Annotated in this window: 18 protein-coding genes; 4 read left to right on the top strand and 14 right to left on the bottom strand. The window is 59.0% G+C overall.

Translation table 11 applies throughout. The annotated features are described in order from the left end of the window. From WA145_RS16550 to WA145_RS16590, 9 genes are all read right to left on the bottom strand, one after another. Nucleotides 1-74, bottom strand: a 74-nt coding sequence (locus tag WA145_RS16550) for a hypothetical protein (RefSeq protein ID WP_422582649.1), incomplete at its 3' end; no start/stop codon positions are given. 240 nt (nt 75-314) lie between these two features. Further along, nucleotides 315-1,910, bottom strand: a complete 1,596-nt coding sequence (locus WA145_RS16555; protein WP_422582616.1) for an AAA family ATPase — start codon at nt 1,908-1,910, stop codon at nt 315-317. Nucleotides 1,911-1,920: 10 nt separating this feature from the next. Further along, complete coding sequence (aroB, locus tag WA145_RS16560) at nt 1,921-3,024, bottom strand: 3-dehydroquinate synthase (protein ID WP_422582617.1); 1,104 nt, start codon at nt 3,022-3,024, stop codon at nt 1,921-1,923. A gap of 51 nt (nt 3,025-3,075) precedes the next feature. Then, nucleotides 3,076-3,594: a shikimate kinase AroK gene (aroK, locus tag WA145_RS16565; RefSeq protein WP_422582618.1), complete on the bottom strand. Its 519-nt coding sequence runs from the start codon at nt 3,592-3,594 to the stop codon at nt 3,076-3,078. A gap of 4 nt (nt 3,595-3,598) precedes the next feature. Next, complete coding sequence (pilQ, locus tag WA145_RS16570) at nt 3,599-5,716, bottom strand: type IV pilus secretin PilQ (RefSeq protein WP_422582650.1); 2,118 nt, start codon at nt 5,714-5,716, stop codon at nt 3,599-3,601. Nucleotides 5,717-5,771: 55 nt separating this feature from the next. Then, complete coding sequence (gene pilP / locus WA145_RS16575) at nt 5,772-6,290, bottom strand: type 4a pilus biogenesis lipoprotein PilP (protein ID WP_422582619.1); 519 nt, start codon at nt 6,288-6,290, stop codon at nt 5,772-5,774. Further along, nucleotides 6,290-6,913 carry a type 4a pilus biogenesis protein PilO gene (gene pilO, locus WA145_RS16580; RefSeq protein WP_422582620.1) on the bottom strand — a complete coding sequence of 208 codons (624 nt, stop codon included), beginning with the start codon at nt 6,911-6,913 and terminating at the stop codon, nt 6,290-6,292. Before pilO ends, pilP begins: the two co-directional genes overlap by 1 nt. Continuing rightward, the gene (locus WA145_RS16585) at nt 6,910-7,482 is read right to left on the bottom strand and encodes a PilN domain-containing protein (protein WP_422582621.1); all 573 of its coding nucleotides are present in this window, start codon (nt 7,480-7,482) and stop codon (nt 6,910-6,912) included. The genes pilO and WA145_RS16585 overlap by 4 nt, the downstream gene beginning before the upstream one ends. After that, on the bottom strand, nt 7,482-8,546 hold the full coding sequence (locus WA145_RS16590; protein WP_275960449.1) for a pilus assembly protein PilM: 1,065 nt from the start codon (nt 8,544-8,546) through the stop codon (nt 7,482-7,484). The genes WA145_RS16585 and WA145_RS16590 overlap by 1 nt, the downstream gene beginning before the upstream one ends. A gap of 181 nt (nt 8,547-8,727) precedes the next feature. Here WA145_RS16590 and WA145_RS16595 point away from each other — a divergent pair, with 181 nt between their 5' ends. Further along, nucleotides 8,728-11,145 (top strand): penicillin-binding protein 1A, encoded by a 2,418-nt coding sequence (locus WA145_RS16595; RefSeq protein ID WP_422582622.1) that lies wholly within the window; start codon nt 8,728-8,730, stop codon nt 11,143-11,145. A gap of 93 nt (nt 11,146-11,238) precedes the next feature. Here the strand turns inward: WA145_RS16595 and WA145_RS16600 are convergent, their stop codons facing one another. From WA145_RS16600 to rpmE, 4 genes are all read right to left on the bottom strand, one after another. Continuing rightward, nucleotides 11,239-12,507: a malic enzyme-like NAD(P)-binding protein gene (locus WA145_RS16600; protein WP_422582623.1), complete on the bottom strand. Its 1,269-nt coding sequence runs from the start codon at nt 12,505-12,507 to the stop codon at nt 11,239-11,241. 102 nt (nt 12,508-12,609) lie between these two features. After that, nucleotides 12,610-14,049, bottom strand: a complete 1,440-nt coding sequence (locus WA145_RS16605; RefSeq protein ID WP_422582624.1) for a M48 family metalloprotease — start codon at nt 14,047-14,049, stop codon at nt 12,610-12,612. Beyond that, nucleotides 14,046-14,846 carry a thermonuclease family protein gene (locus WA145_RS16610; RefSeq protein WP_422582625.1) on the bottom strand — a complete coding sequence of 267 codons (801 nt, stop codon included), beginning with the start codon at nt 14,844-14,846 and terminating at the stop codon, nt 14,046-14,048. The genes WA145_RS16605 and WA145_RS16610 overlap by 4 nt, the downstream gene beginning before the upstream one ends. Before the next feature lie 26 nt (nt 14,847-14,872). Next, on the bottom strand, nt 14,873-15,088 hold the full coding sequence (gene rpmE / locus WA145_RS16615; protein WP_275960444.1) for a 50S ribosomal protein L31: 216 nt from the start codon (nt 15,086-15,088) through the stop codon (nt 14,873-14,875). Between the two features lie 157 nt (nt 15,089-15,245). On the opposite strand from rpmE, the gene WA145_RS16620 reads away from it, so the two are divergent. Next, the gene (locus tag WA145_RS16620) at nt 15,246-17,465 is read left to right on the top strand and encodes a primosomal protein N' (protein ID WP_422582626.1); all 2,220 of its coding nucleotides are present in this window, start codon (nt 15,246-15,248) and stop codon (nt 17,463-17,465) included. Nucleotides 17,466-17,608: 143 nt separating this feature from the next. Next, the gene (gene dbpA, locus WA145_RS16625) at nt 17,609-18,988 is read left to right on the top strand and encodes an ATP-dependent RNA helicase DbpA (protein WP_422582627.1); all 1,380 of its coding nucleotides are present in this window, start codon (nt 17,609-17,611) and stop codon (nt 18,986-18,988) included. A gap of 102 nt (nt 18,989-19,090) precedes the next feature. Here dbpA and WA145_RS16630 read toward each other — a convergent pair whose 3' ends face one another. After that, a complete protein-coding gene (locus WA145_RS16630; RefSeq protein WP_422582628.1) occupies nt 19,091-19,228 on the bottom strand; it encodes a DUF3096 domain-containing protein in 138 nt (45 codons plus the stop codon). A gap of 178 nt (nt 19,229-19,406) precedes the next feature. On the opposite strand from WA145_RS16630, the gene WA145_RS16635 reads away from it, so the two are divergent. Further along, nucleotides 19,407-20,591 carry an NAD(P)/FAD-dependent oxidoreductase gene (locus WA145_RS16635; RefSeq protein ID WP_422582629.1) on the top strand — a complete coding sequence of 395 codons (1,185 nt, stop codon included), beginning with the start codon at nt 19,407-19,409 and terminating at the stop codon, nt 20,589-20,591. The last annotated feature ends 1 nt before the right edge of the window (nt 20,592 follow it).

Genomic DNA, 20,592 nt, shown 5'->3' on the forward strand with positions numbered 1-20,592 from the left:
CCCTGCATATGGGCGATAAGGCCGAAGCCGCAGTTATCCTTGAACTCATCAGGACGGTACAAACCTGCTTTCATAGGGACTCTCACCAGACGGCCTATCACAAGGCAATTACTTTCTAATTCAACCACTTACCATGCGCGCAGGACTAAGCCCCAGCTTTGCGCAGGCGAAAGGGCAGTCATTGTACATACCCACCTAGGTCGTCACAAATCTTAGTGACGACGCCTTGAAAAAATATGTCGCGAAAACGAAGGATAAGACCGGAAGGTCGTGGTAACGACCGACCGGTCAGCGCAAGCGCTGAAGTGTATCAGCTAGCGCGCCTGGGCAATCTCTTGCTGAATGCCGGCGAAGTTTCGCGGCCAGGGCTTACCAGCCTGCACCTTGGCAGGCAAGGCACGCAAGGCCGCCTGCGCCGCATCACGCGTGGCAAAGCTGCCATAGGTCACCACATACAGCGGCTTGCCCTGATGCTGCTTTTTGAAATAGTGGTAATCCGCGCCATGGGCTTTTACAAAAGCCTGTGCGCCACTTTCCAACCGAGCCCCGAGAATCTGCAGGGTATAACGCGAGCCCGCTTGCGCGGCATACCAATCACCACCCACAACAGGTTTAGCCGACACCACAGGCGCTTGCGGCTTAACGGGTGGTGGCACAGCGGCCGCCACTGGCGCAATCGGCTTGACTACTGGCACGGCAGGCGGAGCAACCGGCGACGCGACCTTAACCGGCTCAGGCAGCACAGGCGCAACTGGAATACTCGCCGACACAGCCGGCTCAGGCGCGATATCCGCCGCACCTGAAGCGCCCGCAACGTCAGCCTCTTCCGCGCCACTCAAACCCGCCGCCTGCGCCAATGGCTCACGAATGACGGGCTGCGCCTCACCCACCAAAGGCAGCGGCAACGGCAGCGGCTGATTGGCGCCCTCGAATTGAATCGCCGGCGCAACCGCCGGAGTAGCAGGAGCAGCAGGTACGACCGGCTGCGCAACCACTGCAGGCGGAGGAGTTTCACCGAGTGGCAACTGTGCAATCACCGGCGCCTCAACATCCTCAACCACTCGCCCCTGCATAAACCAGGCAGCCAACACACCGCTGGCCACCACACAGAGAGCCAGCAAATGCTTGCGCGGCAAGCTAAACGAAAAACCGCCACGGTTCGCCGCACCGCGCTGCGCCAACATCACCTCAACCAACGACTCGCGCGCAACCTGATTGATTACCCCTGGCCAGCCAGCAGATTGCTCATGAATATCCGCTATCTGCTCATCACTCAAAACCTCAATGCCCTGCCCCGCCCCCTCAAGACGCTGAGTCAGATACTCGCGCGTTTCATCCTCGCCATAAGGCTGCAACTCGATGACATGAAAGCATTCATCACCCGCTGCCACATGCTCAAGACGCGGCAGCAGCTGCGAATCGGCAAACAAAAAGACATGCGGGCGCCCCTCTGCATTACCGACAGCCAGGCCCAGCAAGCTGGTCAGCGCCGCATCGCTGAGATCCTCGGCATCATCAACCAGCACATAGACTTCCTGCCCGGTCAGCGCTAATTGCCCGACCTGCGCCAGAATGGCCGGCAACTCCGGACGCTGCACCTGCAACCCCTGCGCGACCTGCCGCAAGATGCTCGCAGGATCAGAAGCGCCCTTGGCGGACACCACCACACTCTGCACAGCCTGTTTATTGGTGCTCGCTACCAGCGCCTGGCGCAGCAGAGTTTTGCCACTGCCATCCGGGCCACTGACCACCAGCAACAGCTGGCTATAGCGCGCCAGGTGATGCAGCTGACCCAGCACCGGTTTGCGCTGCGCCGGAAAAAACTTGAACCCCGGCACCCGCGAAGCAAAGGGGTCGTGAGTGAAGTGGTAATGATCGAGAAACGCCTCGTCGGCATGCAGACTGGTCATGGGACACTCGTTAATTTTTAAGCTGAGCCAGCTGCGCCGCATAATCTGCGCTCAGCGTGGCATTCAAAATTTCCCGGGGAAAATCACCGGTTACAACCGCCTCACCCAAACCACGCAACAAAACTAGGCGCAGCTTGCCATCGAGAACCTTCTTGTCGACCGCCATATGCTCCATAAAATCCTCAGGCGTCATCGCCTCAGGCGGCGTAACCGGTAATCCCGCGGCAATAAACAAGCGAACAGCACGCTCACGCTCAGCCGCGCTAATCCAGCCCAGCCGCTCGGACATGTCCAACGCCATAACGGTGCCAGCCGCCACCGCCTCACCATGCAGCCAGGCGCCATACCCCTGATGCGTCTCGATGGCATGACCGAAGGTGTGACCCAAATTCAACGTAGCGCGCACCCCCGACTCACGCTCATCCGCCGCGACAACGCGCGCCTTGGCCGCACAGGAATGAGCAATCGCCGCGGTCAGGGCCTCCTGATCCAGGGCACGCAATGCCGGCATATGCGTCTCAAGCCAGGACAGGAATGGCTCATCGCAGATCAGGCCGTATTTGATCACCTCAGCCAAACCAGCAGACAACTCACGTGCAGGCAAGGTAGCCAGCGTGGCTGTATCGATCAACACAGCTTGCGGCTGGTAGAAAGCACCCACCATATTCTTACCCAACGGGTGGTTGATCCCGGTTTTACCACCCACCGATGAGTCGACCTGCGACAGCAACGTGGTTGGTACCTGAATAAAGTTCACACCGCGCTGGTAACACGACGCTGCAAACCCTGCCATATCACCAATTACACCGCCACCCAACGCAATGACAGTCGTGCGCCGGTCATGCCGCGCGCCGAGCAAGCCATCAAAAACCAGCTGCAAGGTTTCCCAGGTCTTATAACTCTCGCCATCAGGCAAAACCACAGAGGTAACGGCATAGCCCGCGAGCGAACGCTCAAGCGCAGCAAGATAAAGGGGTGCAACTGTCTCATTGGTCACTATCGCGACTTGCCGACCGACAATATGGGCCGCCAGCAAATCAGCACGAGCCAACAGCTCGGCACCGATATAGATCGGGTAGCTGCGTTCACCAAGATCGACATGAAGAGTCTGCATAAAGCCCCCAAGTTACAAAGGGGCCTAGGATAGCGCAGTTCAGCCTGCGCTTTAACGGGGAGAAAGCGCCTCAAGACGCTCAAGAATCTCTTGCACCACCAGACGAGGCGGACGCTCGTCGGTTTCGACCACCACATCGGCGATTTCACGGTAAAGCGGATCACGAACTGCCAACAGCTCAGCCAGAACCTTACCCGGGTCTGCCGCACGCAATAGCGGACGATTGCGATCACGCGAAGTACGATCCACCTGCTGCTCAACAGACGCATGCAGATAGACCACATGACCACCACGCCTCAAGGCGGCACGGTTTTCTGCACGCATAACCGCGCCGCCACCGGTGGCCAAGACCATGCCGTCAACATCACAAAGCTCTGCGATCACCGCCTGCTCACGCTCACGAAACCCCTGCTCACCTTCAACATCAAAGATCCAGGGAATATCCGCGCCCGTGCGCTGCTCAATCTCTTTATCAGAGTCCTTGAACGGCAACCGCAACTCTTTGGCAAGCAAACGCCCGATGGTGCTTTTACCAGCACCCATCGGGCCTACGAGGATCAAATTGCGCACTGAATCAACGACTCACCGCAATCGCTTGGTTATTCATGATGCGTGGCGTGAGGAAAACCAGGAGCTCGGATTTATTATCCTGAACTACATCTCGACGGAACAGCCGCCCCAAGTAAGGCAGATCCCCAAGGAACGGAACTTTCTCAACACCTTTAGTTTGTGTATTTGAGAAGACCCCACCGAGCACGATTGTCTCACCGTCGCTCACAAGAACCTTTGCATTCACTTCATTTTTGTTAATCGGCGGCACACCATTCACAGCCCTAGTAAAATCAGCCGCGTCTTTAGTGACCTTAACCTCCATGATAATACGATTGTCCGGTGTGATTTGCGGAGTAACTTCAAGGGATAGAGCAGCCTCTTTAAAGGAAGTTGTAGTAGCACCACTTGAGCTTGCCTCTTGATACGGAATCTCTGAGCCCTTGAGAATCTTGGCAGTTTCCTTATCTGAAGTAACGACTTTCGGTTGAGAGATAATTTCACCGTTACCCGTTTTTTCCATCGCAGAAAGCTGAAGATCCAAGACTATATTATCGGTCAAGAAACCAATACCGATACCTGAAGTACTACCCAGAACCCCCATATCTACAAAAGGAACAGGGGACAAACTATCTTCAAGAGTCAGACCTCCAACAGTATCCGTACCAGGCAAAAACCGCTGACCTGTTTCTGTACTAAACGACTGAGCGCCATCTTTGCCATACACACTAAAGTTTCCACGCGTGGAATTCCCACCCCAACGCACACCCAGCGCCTTGTCGTAATCGACATTCGCCTCAACAATACGAGCCTCAATCATTACTTGACGAACAGCCACATCAAGTTGCGCAATTATTCGGCGTAGCTCATCGAGCCGCTCTTGCGTCTGATAGGCGATAATACTATTTGTTCTGTCGTCGACCGTAACTGAACCACGCTCGGTGTCGGTAGCCGTGCCATCCGAGCTTGTGACCGACTGGAATAATTTAGCCATGTCGGATGCCTTGGCATAGTTAACCTGAATAAGCTCACGGCGTAACGGAGCAAGATCTGCAACCTGCTTCTTTGACTCAAGCTCTTGACGCTCTCTGGCGGCTATCTCGTCGGCTGGAGCAACAAGCAAAACATTACCCACCTTGCGTTTGTCCAAGCCCTTGGTTTTGAGAACCAGATCCAGAGCCTGGTCCCATGGGACATTTTGCAAACGCAACGTAATATTCCCGGTAACTGTATCACTGGCAACCAAGTTGAGATCAGTAAAATCTGCGATCAGCTGTAACACCGAACGAACATCGATATCTTGAAAATTAAGTGAAAGCTTTTCACCCGTATAAGAAAAACTATCAGCCTTTCGCTTCTCAGCCTCATCCACAGTCAAAGGCTTTACACTGACCGTAAGCTTGTTGTCAGTCTGGTAGGCCAGATAATCATAAACACCTAACGGCTCAATAAGGATACTCGCCTTACTCGCACTACCCGTGGCACTCACAAACTGCACAGGGGTAGCAAAGTCCTTAACATCAAGCTTTACCCTTAGAGACTCTGGCAATTGTGTTTTAGCAAAATCCAGGCGAATTTTACCGCCTTGATCTTGTATGTCAGGACTTACCGACGCATCGGACAAGGTAATCACAATGTTACCCTCGCCCTGCTCGCCGCGCTGAAAATCTATATTACTGATTGCGCTTGATTGCGGAACATACTTCTTAATCGGCGCGACGGCCAAATTAGTCGCGGGCTGGACATTTGCAAACTTATCACTAGCACCCTCACCAACCACTATAAAAACACTATTCCCCTGCGCACGAGTACTGTATGGCGAAATACTATTTAAATTTATAATGAGTCGCGTGCGATCTTTTGCCTCAACAACCGTAACGCTACGCGCATTGCCGCCGCCCAGCTCTCTATTTTTTATGCCTAGCTTGCTTGATACCCCAGGCAAATCAAGAGCAATGCGCGCAGGCTGCTCAATTGTATAACCCCTAGGCGCAAGCACAGGCTCGTCAAAAGTCAGCTTTAACTCCACGCGATCTCCCGGCAGAGTAGCGACATCAAGCGCCTGCAGATCTGCGGCCATTAGGGATGGAGAGAAAAGTGCCGCCAGAAGAGGAAGCCCCAAAAAATAGTGGGATGTGTTCATAATCAAATTCCACTGAGCAGATCGGTTATTTTTTTTCATATTCATTCCGCTCCGATTAAGAGCGCTCCTTAATGGACAAGCTGCGCGGCCGCTCCAACCAACCACCCTCACCATCCGGAACGATTTCGATTACATCGACTTTGGATTCATCTACGGCAATTATTCGGCCATGGTTGCGTCCAAGATAGTCACCTACTCGCACCCTATGGACACCACCAGCGCCACTCACCAATGCAAAGGTACCGGCATCATTAGCCAGAGTACCAACCATGACAAAATTCTCTATATTGAAACCCTCAAGAAACTGCTTAGTCCGAGTCTCATCAGGCTTTACGTCTTTAGAACCTTTCTGCCGATCCGCCATTTCCAATTTAATTGGGGGCTGGAACGGACTTCTTAACGCCGCAGCACTGTATGTAAAGCTTTCATAAGGCTGGAATTTTGGTAGCGGCTCAATCTCGCCCTTGGGACGGGCACGCACCTCATCCATATAACCTTGTAGATCAGAAAAATCACTCCCTCCACAGCCAGAAATAAGCAATATCGACACAAGAAATACAGATCTTAAGAACATCACTGTGCCACCCCCTTATCATTGTAGCGATAAGTCTTGGCCAATATACTCATACGCAACTTAGATGAGCTGTCTTCACTAGCTGGAACCAAGTCAAAATCATGCAAGGTAACAATCCGCGGAAGGCTTGCAACGCCACTGACAAAAGTTGCCAAATCGTGATACGTACCAACAACCATTATCTGAATAGGTAACTCTATGTAGAACTGCTGAGCTGCCTCAGGAAGAAGTTTAATTTCTTCAAACTCCAAGCCACTCCCTAAGCCTGTCCGAGTTATATCCTCAAGCAGACCTGGAACTTCAGTATCACTCGGCAACTGCTTTAAGAGTGCGCCAAAAGAAACCTCCATTTCCTGCATCTGTTCTTTGTACGCATCTAGATTCGCAGCCTGAAAAGCCTTACTTGAAAACTGCTCCTTGAGAGTAACTTCTTCTGCTTGCTTAATTTCTAGTTGGGCCTGCAAGTCCTTAAGGTGAAAGTTATAACCCAGAGCAATAACCAGAACCAACAGCAAAACACTTGCAATGAATTTTACAGCTGCCGGCCAAGAGCCTATGTTGTTGAAATCCAGATCACTTAAGTCAATCTGCCGCAGACTCTCCAACGAATCATTTAGGCTCATTGCTTAGCCTCCTCTGTCGCGAGTTCTGGCTGGGTCTGCTGCACGCTCAGCTGAAACACATTAGCTTGATCAACTGCACCCGCCGTAACCGATTTGACCTCGGTCAAATTTGGCGCAGTCAGCCATTCAGACGAATCTAGGTTGCGCATTAGATTTGATACGCGGTTATTCGACTCAGCGGCACCAACGATGGCGATATTTTTTGCAGTCATTTTTACGCCAGTGAAATGCACGCCGTCAGGTAAGGTTCTAACCAACTGGTCGAAGACACGGCCAGTAATCGGACGATTACCCTGTAGATCCTGAATGATTTTCATACGCTCGAGCAGCTGCTGACGCCGGGTTTTCAGTTCGCTGATTTCTTTGATCCGGGCATCTAGGACAGCAATTTCCTTACGCACAAACTCATTTCGCGCATTTTGTTTTTCGATTGCGCCACTGAGGTACTGGTCACCCAGCAATACAGCACCGGCAGCAACAATAAAAACACCAGCAAGCGTTACCAAAAAACGCTGTTTGCGTTCTTCGCGTAACTGCTCACGCCAGGGTAAAAGGTTAATCCGCGCCATTAGTCGAAACTCCTCATCGCCAGACCACAGGCAATCATCAAGGCCGGCGCATCACTGGCGAGCGCACCGGCGTTGACCTTGCCACTCAGCGCCATTTCAGCGAATGGATTGGCAACCAAGGTCTGGGTGCCTATTTTTTGCTGAATCAAACGATCAAGGTCGGGAATTGACGCGGTGCCACCAGCCAACAAGATGTAGTCGACATCATTGAACTGACCAGCGGCGAAGAAGAATTGCAGGGAGCGAGCAACCTGCTGAACCACAGCTTCTTTGAATGGTTGCAGCACTTCGCTGTCGTAGTCATCCGGCAGGCCGCCTTGCTTCTTGGCAAGGCCAGCTTCTTCCACGGACAGGCCGTAACGACGTTGAATTTCTTCGGTGAGCTGCTTGCCACCAAACAGCTGCTCACGGGTATAGATAGTGCGGCCGTTGTGCAGGACGCTGAGCGTGGTCATGGTTGCACCAATATCGACAACTGCAACGGTCAGCTCGTCACGACCGCCACCCAGCTGATCGATCAGCAGGCCGTAGGCCCGCTCAAGCGCATAAGCTTCAACATCAACCACTTTGGCAGTAAGACCGGCGAGCGCCAGAGCGGCCTCACGAACCTCAACATTCTCCTTGCGGCACGCGGCAAGCAGCACTTCAACACGATCAGCATTGCGCGCAGACGCGCCCTGCACTTCGAAGTCAATCGCGACTTCTTCCAGCGGATAGGGGATGTACTGGTCGGCCTCGATCTTCAGCTGATTCTCAAGCTCATCATCAGAAAGCCCGGCTTCCATTTCGATGGTCTTGGTGATCACCGCTGAGCCCGCCACCGCCACCGCCACGGTTTTCACACCGCTCTTGGCTTTGGCGAGCACGCGGGAAAGGGCCTGCCCCACCCCTTCCAGCTCGGCGATGTTCTTTTCGACCACCGCGTTTGGCGGGAGCGGCTCGACTGCGTAGGCCTCTACCTTGTAGCGGCTTCCGGAGCGGCTCAATTCGAGGAGCTTGACGGAGGTCGAACTGATATCGATCCCGAGTAGCGTATTCGCTTTCTTATTGAAGAGCCCTAGCACGACCGATTTCCTATTGGCATCCGCGACTTACGGACTATTTATGTTTTTTCACATTAAATAACAGTCTTGACAGAAGCGCAAATGGCTACCCAGCAAAAAAACCGCTTATAATGTGATCAGTTTTCCTCTTTTAACCTTGTGTTTCGCTTAACCCGTTCTTTTATCTGGAAATCCAAAAATCTTGATGCGTCTTTTGCGTTTTTTTTGCTGGTCTTGCCTCGCCGCTTTTTGTGGCCTGGTGCTCAGTTTCAGCGGGGCCTTCCTCTATCTTAGCCCTAGCCTTCCATCCGTCGAATCTTTGCGCAGTATCCAGCTACAGATTCCTCTGCGCGTTTACAGCAGCGACGCCAAGCTGATTGCCGAATTCGGTGAAATGCGCCGCTCGCCCATTGCCTTCGCAGACATCCCCCAGGACTTCATCAGCGCCTTGCTGGCCGCCGAGGACGACAACTTTGCCAATCATTATGGCGTCGACCTTAGCAGCCTGATGCGCGCCGCAACGCAAATCTTGAAAAGCGGGCAGATTCAAACCGGCGGTAGCACCATTACCATGCAGGTGGCGAAGAACTTTTTCCTCACCAGCGAAAGAAGTTTCTCGCGCAAGATCAATGAGATACTGCTGGCTCTGCAAATTGAACGGGAGCTCAGTAAGAACGAAATTCTTGAACTTTATGTGAACAAGATTTACTTGGGCAATCGTGCGTACGGCATCGAAGCCGCCGCACAGGTGTATTACGGCAAATCCATTCGCGACGTCAGCCTTTCGCAGATGGCAATGATTGCCGGCTTGCCGAAAGCACCTTCGCGCTTCAACCCACTGGTCAATCCGACTCGTGCGCTTGAGCGCCGCGACTGGATTCTCGGGCGCATGCACAGCCTTGGTCGCATCGATCAGCAGCGCTATGAAGAAGCGCTGGCCGAGCCGATCAATGCCAGCTACCACGTCCCGACGCCGGAGCTGGTAGCCCCTTATATTGCCGAAATGGCGCGCGCCGAGATGGTCGGACGCTACGGCAGCGAGGCTTACACCGAGGGCTTTAACGTCACCACCACGGTGCCCAGCGACCTGCAGCTGGCTGCCAATACTGCCGTGCGTGAGGGTCTGATTACCTACGATCAGCGCCATGGTTATCGCGGCCCGGAAAGCCGTCTGCCAGGGATGACCAAGGAAAACTGGCAAACTGAACTGAGCAAGCAAAGCGCTCTCGGCGGCCTGGAGCCGGCCATCGTCACGGGTGTTGAGAAAAGCGGAATCATGGTCCTGCTGCGTAACGGTGAAGAGCATGCCGTGGCCTGGGACAGCATGAAATGGGCGCGGCCCTTCCTCAATACCAACAGCCTCGGCCCACGCCCCCAGCAACCCGCCGATGTCAGCCAGATTGGCGACCTGATTCGCGTCCAGCGCCAGGAAGACGGCAGCCTGCGCTTTGTTCAGCTGCCCGCCGCGCAGAGCGCTCTGGTTTCGCTGGACCCGAACAACGGCGCCATTCGCGCCCTAGTCGGCGGTTTTTCTTTTGAGCAGAGCAACTACAACCGCGCCGCACAAGCTAAGCGCCAGCCGGGCTCAAGCTTTAAACCCTTCGTCTACAGCGCCGCGCTGGATAAAGGCTATACCGCCGCCACCTTGGTGAATGACGCACCGATTGTGTTCGCCGACGATGCGCTGTCGCAGGTATGGCGACCGAAGAATGACAACAACACCTTCCTCGGCCCGATCCGCCTGCGCGAAGCCTTGTACCGCTCGCGCAACCTGGTATCGATTCGCCTGCTGCAAGACCTCGGCATCGCCAGCACCCTGAGCTATATCGAGCGCTTTGGCTTTGAGAAGAAGGACCTGCCGCCCAATCTGTCGTTGGCGTTGGGCACCGCGAGCCTCACACCAATGGAGATTGCCGAGGGCTGGAGTGTGTTTGCCAGCGGCGGCTACAAGACCGAGCCTTACCTGATCGAGCGGATCGAGGACCGTACCGGCAAGCAACTGTTCAACGCCAATCCGGCACTAACCCCAGCCGGCGTCGCCCAGCGCGCAGCACAGAGCAGCGCCGTGCCACTCAGCGTCGGCGACCCGCCACTGCCGCCTGAGCCGGTGCTTGCTGAACAGATCATCGATGAGCGCACCGCCTATATCATGACCAGCATGCTCCAGGATGTGATCAAGCGCGGTACCGGGCGGCGCGCCATGGCCCTGGGCCGCGATGACCTGGCGGGCAAAACCGGCACCACCAACGAATCGAAAGACAGCTGGTTCTCCGGCTACAACGCGGACTACATCACCACGGTCTGGGCCGGCTTCGATCAGCCGGAAAGCCTTGGCCGCAACGAATATGGCGGCACCGTGGCCCTGCCGATCTGGATGAGCTACATGGCCGCCGCCCTGAAGGACAAACCCAGCCACCTGCTGGCCGAACCCAAAGGCCTGCTGACCCTGCGCATCGACCCACATAGCGGCCGTGCGGCCACACCCGATACGCCGGACGCCTACTTCGAGCTGTTCAAGAGTGAGGACTCGCCGCCGCCCATGGGCGAGTTTGAGCCTGGTACCTATATACCGGGTAGCCCACTGCCCGCTGACGAGTCCGCGCCAATCGATTTGTTCTAAACGACTCGACGCCTACTGGCAGCCTGAAAAGCCGAAATAGCGCCAATAAAAAACCCGCCGTAGCGGGTTTTTTATGGTTCTTGAGCTAAGCGCTTAGCCGTTGAACACGTCGTTTACCGACTGCAGCGGGTAATGCTTCGGATACGGCAGCGTCGCCACACCGCTTTCAATCGCGGCCTTGGCCACGGCATCGCAGACCACAGTGATCAGGCGCGGGTCCATCGGCTTCGGAATGATGTATTCACGGCCGAACGACAGGGCGATGCCGCCGTAGGCGTCGCAGACTTCCTGCGGTACCGGCAGCTTGGCCAGGTCACGCAGCGCCAGGGCTGCCGCGATCTTCATCTCTTCGTTGATGCGCGTCGCGCGAACGTCCAGGGCACCTCGGAAGATAAACGGGAAGCCCAGCACGTTGTTGACCTGGTTCGGGTAGTCGGAACGACCGGTGGCCATGATCACGTCATCGCGCACTTCGCGGGCCAGTTCCGGTTTGATCTCCGGGTCCGGGTTGGAGCAGGCGAACACGATCGGGCTCGGCGCCATGCGCTTGAGGTCTTCCGGCGCCAGCAGGTTGGCACCCGACAGGCCGACGAATACGTCAGCACCGTCCAGGGCATCCGACAGGGTGCGCTTGTCGGTTTCGCTGGCGAACACCGCCTTGTACTGGTTCAGGTCGTCGCGACCGGCATGAATCACGCCTTTGCGGTCGATCATAAAGATGTTCTCGACCTTAGCGCCCATGCTCACCAGCAACTTCATGCAGGAGATCGCGGCAGCGCCGGCACCCAGGCAGACGATCTTGGCTTGCGGCAAGGTCTTGCCGGCGATTTCCAGGGCGTTGAGCATGCCGGCGGCGGTGACGATCGCGGTGCCGTGCTGGTCATCGTGGAACACCGGAATGTCGCACTGTTCGATCAGCGTGCGTTCGATTTCAAAGCACTCAGGCGCCTTGATGTCTTCCAGGTTGATGCCACCGAAGGTGATCGAAATACGGCGCACGGTGTCGATAAAGGCCTGCGGGCTCTCGGACTCGACTTCGATGTCGAATACGTCGATACCGGCAAAGCGCTTGAACAGCACGCCTTTACCTTCCATCACCGGCTTGGACGCCAGCGGGCCGAGGTCGCCGAGACCGAGAATCGCGGTACCGTCGGAAATGACTGCCACCAGGTTGCCTTTGCCGGTGTAGCGGTACGCCAGCTCCGGATCACGCGCGATTTCGCGCACAGGCTCAGCGACGCCCGGGCTGTAGGCCAGGGACAGATCGCGTGCGGTTGCGGTGGGTTTGGTGAGCTCGACACTCAGCTTACCCGGACGGGGATGAGCGTGATATTCGAGAGCGGCTGTTTTCAAATCAGACATGTTGGCATTTCCGCTTTGGGCTGTTGAACAGGCAGGCGGCCGAGGATACGCAAGTTGTATACAGCTGCACAAGACTGGCAAGTCCGGATGGGCACGCGGGCCCTAGCGCACGACCTTCAGCCAGTCGCCAGCACGCGGCTGGCCTGACGGGTAGAGATTATTCAGCAGGCGCAGGGTCTTCAGCGCATCGCCCGGCAACTTGCTGCCCTTGGCCAGCGCCTCGATGGTTTGCCCCGGCTTGACCCTGAGCATATGCAGGCGCAGCGGCTGCGCCTCTTTATACTCGGCACTGGTCATCGGCCGGAAGCTTTTGATCACGCTGAGAAACTGCTCATCCTGGCTTTCCAGCGGGGCGCGCCCGCGCACCGCTCCAACAAACAGATAAACCCGCGAGCCATGCTGAATAACCGCCACACGCTTGGCGGCATTGCCTGGAATCACCGCGCTGTAGCCCTTGAGGCCGGCCTGCTGCAACTCGACGCCCGCCACCAGTCGCTGACCGCCGACACGCTGGCGCAGCAGCTCTGCTGGCGTCAGTTGTTGCGGGTTGTCTTCCAGGCTCATGGCGATAAAGGCCTGCTGATCGGCGGTGTGACCAATCAGCGCATCCGGACGATTGAGCAGACTCCAGCCCTGGGGAAACGCCAGGGTAAAGTTCAGATCGGCATGGTAAAAACGCTGGCCGCGCCGCACGCCGGTTTCGGCCGAGTCACCAAAAGGCAAACCCTCCAGGCGCTTGAGAAAGGCTTCGCGATTGACCTCCTGCTGACCGGTGGCCAAGGCCCGTGCCGGGCCCAGCACCTGCTGCAAACGCCGATCGTTATCCGGATGGGTATCGAACAACCCGTGGTAGCCCCCCGCAGGCTGGGCCTCACCGCGCGCGGCGGCCTGGTCGCGGGCGAAGTTTTCCTGATTCTTCAGCACCTTGACCACTTCGATCATCGCCTGCGGGTCATAGCCGCTACGCGCCAGGTACTGCGCACCGAGGCCATCGGCCTCCAGCTCCATATCGCGGCCATAGCCCCGGACAAAGGCGCTGCCCAGCACTCCGGTGACATCGGCTGCGGCGCCCACGCCGGTGCCAATCGCCACCGCCTGGCCGAGCAAGCCCCAGGCGGTGGACTGGCTTTGCTGCTGCACGCTGTGCCGCGCGGTGACGTGGCCCACTTCATGGCCGAGCACGGCGGCCAGTTCGGCTTCCGAATTGAGATAGGCCAGCAGCCCGCGATGGATATAGATGTAGCCACCCGGCAGAGCAAAGGCATTGATATCCGGGCTGTCGACCACGCTGAACTGATAGGCCAGCTGATTGCGGTGGCTGTGTTTCGCCACTCGTTCACCGATCTGCTGCACATAAGCCTGCAGCTTCTCGTCGGCGTAGCGCGGGTTCTGTTTGAGGATTTTCTGGTTGTAATGACGGCCGAGGTCGAGCTCCTGCTGTTCGCTCATCATCACGAAGTTGCTGCGGCCGGTGGCCGGATTGACCGCACAGCCTGCCAGCTGCAGCAGCAGAACCAACAACGTCAGTATGCGCAGGATCATGGCAACACCTCCAGCATGGCCTTATCGGTCAACGGCAACATCCAGCGCGCCTGCCCCGCGCGCAAACCGCCGCGCTTGGCGCGGTCGATCACCCAGCCACGGGCTTCGACCTTGCGCCCTGCAAGCCCTTGGACAGCACGCAGATCAAACTTGCCCAACGCACGGGGCGCGATATGCAGCACCAGCGAATCGTCCATTTCCAGCCACAGCCCGCCGCCATTGCGCTCGATACGCTGGACCTGGCCATGGATCAGGGCAAAACCGCCGCTGTTCAATTGCTTGGGCGCCTGCACCGGCGAACGCTGCCAGAGCCCAGCCCGCGCCTGCCGGGCACTGCGCTCGGCAGCCTGCTGGCACTGCACCAGCGCCAGATTGGGCGCCACCGCCACCAGATAACCCAGCCCCTCGGCGAGCAGTTGCGCCTCCAGGTTGCGCCCCCGGCTGTCATAGGCATGCGCCAGGGTGCGCCCGTAGTGATCCTTGGCCTGCTGGCCGAGCTGCAGCGACACCCGCTCATCGCTGGCAGTCACCAGCGCCTGCAAGCGTTGGCGCGCGGCTTCAGCCAAGGGCTCGGCAGAACGGCCCTGACGGCCCAGCTCCGGGGTATTCAGGCCGATCAGACGGACAGTGCGACCATCGACCAGACGCAGGGTGTCGCCATCCACCACGCGCTGCACCTTGGCGCTGGGCAGCTTGCCGGGAGCCGGGCAGAACGCCAGGGCGGCGCCTGAATAAACACCGAAAACGAAAAAGGCGCCCACTAGGGACGCCTTTTTCAGTAGCGAGGTGCAAACCATGTGAGTCTGCTTCGCTGCGCGCAAGCTTACTGCTTGGCGCCGAACATGCCGAAGCGCTGCTTGAAGCGATCAACACGGCCGCCGGTATCCAGCATTTTCTGCTTGCCGGTATAGAACGGGTGGCACTCGTTGCACACGTCCAGGCTCAGCGGCTTGGCCAGGGTGGAGCGAGTTTCGATCACGTTGCCACAGCTGCAGGTGGCGGTGATGGCGACATAGTTCGGGTGGATATCGGCTTTCATGGTGATTCCTCAGGGCTGTCGTGCCGCCACCAGACACTATTGTCAGGTACCGCACGGAATTAGGCCGGCGATAATACCAGAGCACCGCAGCGACGCAAGGCCGGCCGTCGACTGGCTGCATGCTAAGATCGCGCCCTGCAACCAGGAGCTCCTTCGCTTGCCCGACGTCATTCTACGCCTCGCCCTGCCCTCGCCGCTGCGCCGCCTGTTCGACTACCGCGCCCCGCCCGGTGTGCCGCGCAGCGCCCTGCAGCCAGGCGCACGGCTGCGTGTGCCCTTTGGCCGGCGCGAGATGATCGGCATCCTGATCGAAGTGACCGAGCACAGCGAAGTGCCGGCGGACAAACTCAAGCCCGCCCTGCAACTGCTCGACGCCCAATCGCCGCTGCCGCCGGCGCTGTTCAAGCTGTGTCTGTGGACTGCGCAGTATTACCAGCACAGCCTTGGCGACACCCTGAGCTGGGCGCTGCCAGTGCTGCTGCGCCAGGGTGAAGCGGCGGAAGTACGTCAGCAGCGCTTCTGGTCGGTCACGGAGGGCGCGCAACTCGACGACCCGCGCCTGAGCCGCGCGCCGCGCCAGCGTGATGCGCTGAAAACCCTGGCCCAGCACCCCCACGGCGTCGCCCATGCGCTGCTGAGCAAGCTGCAGCTGAACAAGGACAGCCTCGACCTGCTGCTGGAGAAGGGCCTGGTCAACGTCGAAGTCCGTCGCCACGCACCGAGCGAGCGCCACGCCAACTGGTTGGCGCAGCCGGAACTGCCGCTGAATGCCGAACAGCGCGCGGCCAGCGCAGCGATCCGCTCGGGCCTTGCCAGCTTTAACGCCTTTCTTCTGGCCGGGGTCACTGGCAGCGGCAAGACCGAGGTGTACCTGCAGCTGATCCGCGAAACCCTGGAGGCCGGCAAACAGGCCCTGGTGCTGATCCCGGAGATCAACCTCGGCCCGCAGACCCTGGCGCGTTTCGAGCAGCGCTTCAACGCGCGCATCGCCCTGCTGCACTCCGGCGTCAACGACCGCGAGCGCCTGGATGCCTGGCTGGCGGCGCGCGATGGCGAGGCTGACATCATCATCGGCACCCGCTCGGCGCTGTTCACCCCGATGCAGCGGCCGGGGCTGATCATCATCGATGAGGAGCACGACGCCTCCTATAAACAGCAGGAAGGCCTGCGCTACCACGCCCGCGATCTCGCCGTAGTGCGCGCCCATCAGGACAACATCCCGATTGTTCTGGGCTCGGCCACGCCCTCGCTGGAAAGCCTGCACAACGCCCACAGCGGTCGCTACGCCCTGCTGCACCTGCGCGAACGCGCCGGCGGCGCCAAGCAGCCGCGCTTTCTGCGTCTGGATGTAAAAAGCCGACCGCTGGATTCCGGCATCTCCGGGCCCATGCAGCAGGCCATCGGCCAGACCCTGCAGGCCGGCCAGCAGGTGCTGGTGTTCCTCAACCGCCGCGGCTTCGCTCCGACCCTGTTGTGCCACGACTGCGGCTGGCTGTCGGAATGCCCACGTTGCGACGCGCGCATGACCGTGCACCAGCGCTCACGTGAATTGCGCTGCCATCACTGCGGCCACGTCGAGCGCCAGCCGAGCAATTGCCCAAAATGCAACACCGTCGACCTGCGCCCGGTCGGTGCCGGCACCGAACGCGCCGAGGAACGCCTGGAGATCCTCTTCCCTGGCGTGCCGGTATTGCGCGTCGACCGCGACAGCACTTCGCGCAAGGAGGCCATGACCGGCCTGTTCAACCGCGTGCAACGCGGCGAGCCGTGCATCCTGGTCGGCACGCAGATGCTCGCCAAGGGCCATCACTTCCCCCGCGTCACGTTGGTGGCGATTCTGGATGCCGACGGCGGGCTGTTTTCCGCGGATTTTCGCGCCAGCGAGCGCATGGCCCAGCTGATCGTCCAGGTGGCCGGGCGTGCTGGGCGCGCCGAGGAACCGGGCCGCGTGATTATCCAGAGCCACCTGGCCGACCATCCGTTATTGGTGCAGCTGACCGAGCAGGGCTACTTCGCCTTCGCCGAACAGGCCCTGAGCGAGCGCCGCAGTGCCGGCCTGCCGCCGTTCTGCCACCTCGCCCTGCTGCGCGCCGAAGCGCATAAGCCCGGTCAGGCCGAAGGCTTTCTCGATGACGCCTGCACGGAAGCCGAGCTGTTGCTGAACGAGCTGCAACTCGGCGGCATCGAACTGCTCGGCCCGGTCCCCGCACCGATGGAACGCCGCGCCGGGCGCTACCGCGCGCAGTTGCTGGTGCAGGCCAACGCCCGCGCGCCGCTGCACCGTTTGCTCAACACATGGATGCACGCGCTGGAGCAGATGCCCAGCGGCCGTGCGGTGCGCTGGTCGCTGGATGTCGACCCGATCGACCTGTTCTAGAACCTATATACGATCTGCTGCGCGTCGGCCCTGCTGCGTTAGAAACAGGCTCTAAGCACTGCAAAGACCGGCCGACCGTTAGAGCTAAGCCAGCGCAGCGAGCCTGTTACACTGCACGCCATTTCGTTTAGCAGGCCTGTACCGTGACCCACACCGCTTTCTCTTCTCTGCCGCTTTCCGCCGCCATGCTGGCGAACCTCGAGTCGCTCGGTTACACCGAGATGACCCCGATTCAGGCGCAGAGCCTGCCGGTCATGCTCAAGGGCATGGACCTGATTGCCCAGGCCAAGACCGGCAGCGGCAAGACTGCGGCCTTCGGCATCGGCCTGCTCAACCCGCTCAACCCACGCTACTTCGGCTGCCAGGCGCTGGTGATCTGCCCGACCCGCGAGCTGGCCGACCAGGTGGCCAAGGAACTGCGGCGCCTGGCGCGCTCGGCCGACAACATCAAGATTCTTACCCTGTGCGGCGGCGTGCCGTTCGGCCCGCAGATCGGCTCGCTGGAACACGGCGCGCAGATCATCGTCGGCACCCCGGGGCGCATCCAGCAGCACCTGAGCAAGGGCACCCTGAAGCTCGACGGTCTGAATACCCTGGTGCTCGACGAAGCCGATCGCATGCTCGACATGGGTTTCTACGACAGCATCGCCGAGATCATCGGCCAGACCCCGACGCGCCGGCAGACCCTGCTGTTCTCCGCCACCTACCCGGCCGGGATCAAGCAGCTGGCCGCGAGCTTTATGCGCGATCCGCAACAGGTCAAGGCCGACGCGTTGCATGACGACACGCAGATCGAACAGCGTTTCTACGAAATTTCTCCAGACGAGCGCATGGAGGCGGTGGTCAAGCTACTCAACAGCTACCGCCCGCAGTCCTGCGTGGCCTTCTGCTTTACCAAGCAGCAATGCCAGGAAGTGGTCGACCACCTCACCGCCAAAGGCATCTCCGCCGCGGCGCTGAACGGCGACCTGGAACAGCGTGACCGTGATCAGGTGCTGGCGATGTTTGCCAACCGCAGCCTGTCGGTACTGGTGGCCACCGATGTGGCCGCCCGCGGCCTGGATATCGATGCGCTGGACATGGTGATCAACGTCGAATTGGCGCGTGATTCGGAAATCCACATTCACCGCGTCGGCCGTACCGGTCGCGCCGGCGAAAAGGGCCTGGCCATGAGCCTGGTGGCTCCTGCCGAAGGCCAGCGTGCTCAGGCCATCGAAACCCTGCAAAGGGCGCCGCTCAACTGGCACCCACTGAGCAGCCTGAAGCACCAGGGCGGCGCGCCGTTACAGCCGCCGATGATTACCCTGTGCATCGGCGCCGGGCGCAAGGACAAACTGCGCCCCGGCGATATTCTCGGCGCCCTGACTGGTGAGGCCGGCATCCCCGGCGCGCAGGTCGGCAAAATCGCCATCTTCGACTTCCAGGCCTATGTCGCGGTCGAGCGGGTCGTGGCCATGCAGGCGCTCAAGTGCCTCAGTGAAGGCAAGATCAAGGGCCGTTCGCTGCGCGTGCGCACCCTATAGCTCAAGCCGCACGGCCGTCCGAACGCGGCCCGCGGTTCTCTGCCAGTGTCCGGGGCTCCGGCGGCCGATCAGGCCATCCCCGGGTGCGTTGCGCAGCGACCACTAGAAGTTCAGGTTGCCACCGAAAATGCCGACCAGGCCGATCACGATCAAGTAAATGGCCACGATATAGTTCAGCAGCCGCGGCATGATCAGGATGCCGGCAATCAGAGAAAGCAGAGGCGTCAGGGCAAGCGTCATGGGGCATTCCCTTTAGTGCGCGTGAGCGACCGGTACTAGCCGGTACGGCAGTGGATATCAACGGGCGACGCCTGTTCGCCGCACTGTCGCGCGCAGCGCCGTCACCCGGCGCCTTCAGGTAAGATGCGCGCTGTCTGGCAGCCCCCGAGGCGGCCTGTGGTGTTCAGAGGACAACGCTGTGCTTGCGACGCAAGTTGTGATTATCGGTGCCGGTGCCGCCGGGCTTATGTGCGCACTGACGGCTGCGGCGCGCGGGCGCCGGGTACTGCTGCTGGATCACGCCAACAAGGCCGGCAAAAAGATCCTGATGTCCGGCGGCGGGCGCTGCAATTTCACCAATATGTACTGCGAACCGAGCAACTTTCTCTCGGAAAACCCGCATTTCTGCAAATCCGCCCTGGCGCGTTATACCCAGTGGGACTTTATCGGCCTGGTGGCCAAGCATGGCGTGCCCTACCACGAGAAAAAGCTCGGCCAGCTGTTTTGCGACAACAAGGCCAGTGATATCCTCGGCCTGCTGCTCAGCGAGTGCGACGAGGCCGGCGTCGACCTGCGCCTGGACACATCGGTGAGCGAGATCAGCAAGCTGGACAGCGGTTACCAGCTGCAGACCAGCGCCGGCATGCTGCGCTGCGAATCGCTGGTGATCGCCACCGGCGGCCTGTCGATCCCGACCCTCGGCGCAACCGGCTTCGGCTATCAGGTGGCCAAGCAGTTCGGCCATCAGCTGCTGCCGACCCGCGCCGGCCTGGTGCCCTTCACCATCACCGACCCGCAGCTCAAGACGCTGTGCACCGAGCTGTCCGGCACCTCGGTAGAAGACTGCATGGTGAGCTGCAAGGGACAGAGCTTTAAGGAAAATATCCTGTTTACCCACCGTGGCCTCAGCGGCCCGGCGATTCTGCAGATTTCCTCATTCTGGCAGCCGGGTGAAGCCATCAGCATCAACCTGCTGCCGCATATCGACCTGCCCGAGTGGCTGGAGCAGCAGCAGCGCGAACGGCCCAACAGCGAGCTGAAAACCCTGCTCGCCGAGCTGTTTACCAAGAAGATGGCCGGGCTGTTGGCCGACAACTGGTTCGCCAACAAGCCGATAAAGCAGTACAGCCACGCCGAACTCAAGGCGATTGCCGCGCAGCTCGGCAACTGGCAACTGGTGCCGGCCGGCACCGAAGGTTATCGCACCGCCGAGGTGACCCTGGGCGGCGTGGATACCCGCGAGGTGTCATCGAAGACCATGGAATCGCTGAAAACCCCGGGGCTGTATTTTGTCGGCGAGGTGCTGGATGTCACCGGCCATCTCGGCGGTTTCAACTTCCAGTGGGCCTGGGCCTCGGGTTATGCGGCGGCGCAATACGTCTGAA

It is taken from the genome of Pseudomonas sp., assembly GCF_049301935.1.
Lineage (GTDB): Bacteria > Pseudomonadota > Gammaproteobacteria > Pseudomonadales > Pseudomonadaceae > Aquipseudomonas.

Excerpts from the sequence above, each read along its gene's own strand:
- WA145_RS16555 (WP_422582616.1), bottom strand. The coding sequence starts at position 1,910 with ATGACCAGTCTGCATGCCGACGAGGCGTTTCTCGATCATTACCACTTC.
- aroB (WP_422582617.1), bottom strand. The coding sequence starts at position 3,024 with ATGCAGACTCTTCATGTCGATCTTGGTGAACGCAGCTACCCGATCTAT.
- pilQ (WP_422582650.1), bottom strand. The coding sequence starts at position 5,716 with ATGAACACATCCCACTATTTTTTGGGGCTTCCTCTTCTGGCGGCACTT.
- pilP (WP_422582619.1), bottom strand. The coding sequence starts at position 6,290 with ATGTTCTTAAGATCTGTATTTCTTGTGTCGATATTGCTTATTTCTGGC.
- pilO (WP_422582620.1), bottom strand. The coding sequence starts at position 6,913 with ATGAGCCTAAATGATTCGTTGGAGAGTCTGCGGCAGATTGACTTAAGT.
- WA145_RS16585 (WP_422582621.1), bottom strand. The coding sequence starts at position 7,482 with ATGGCGCGGATTAACCTTTTACCCTGGCGTGAGCAGTTACGCGAAGAA.
- WA145_RS16600 (WP_422582623.1), bottom strand. The coding sequence starts at position 12,507 with ATGTCTGATTTGAAAACAGCCGCTCTCGAATATCACGCTCATCCCCGT.
- WA145_RS16605 (WP_422582624.1), bottom strand. The coding sequence starts at position 14,049 with ATGATCCTGCGCATACTGACGTTGTTGGTTCTGCTGCTGCAGCTGGCA.
- WA145_RS16610 (WP_422582625.1), bottom strand. The coding sequence starts at position 14,846 with ATGGTTTGCACCTCGCTACTGAAAAAGGCGTCCCTAGTGGGCGCCTTT.
- rpmE (WP_275960444.1), bottom strand. The coding sequence starts at position 15,088 with ATGAAAGCCGATATCCACCCGAACTATGTCGCCATCACCGCCACCTGC.
- WA145_RS16630 (WP_422582628.1), bottom strand. The coding sequence starts at position 19,228 with ATGACGCTTGCCCTGACGCCTCTGCTTTCTCTGATTGCCGGCATCCTG.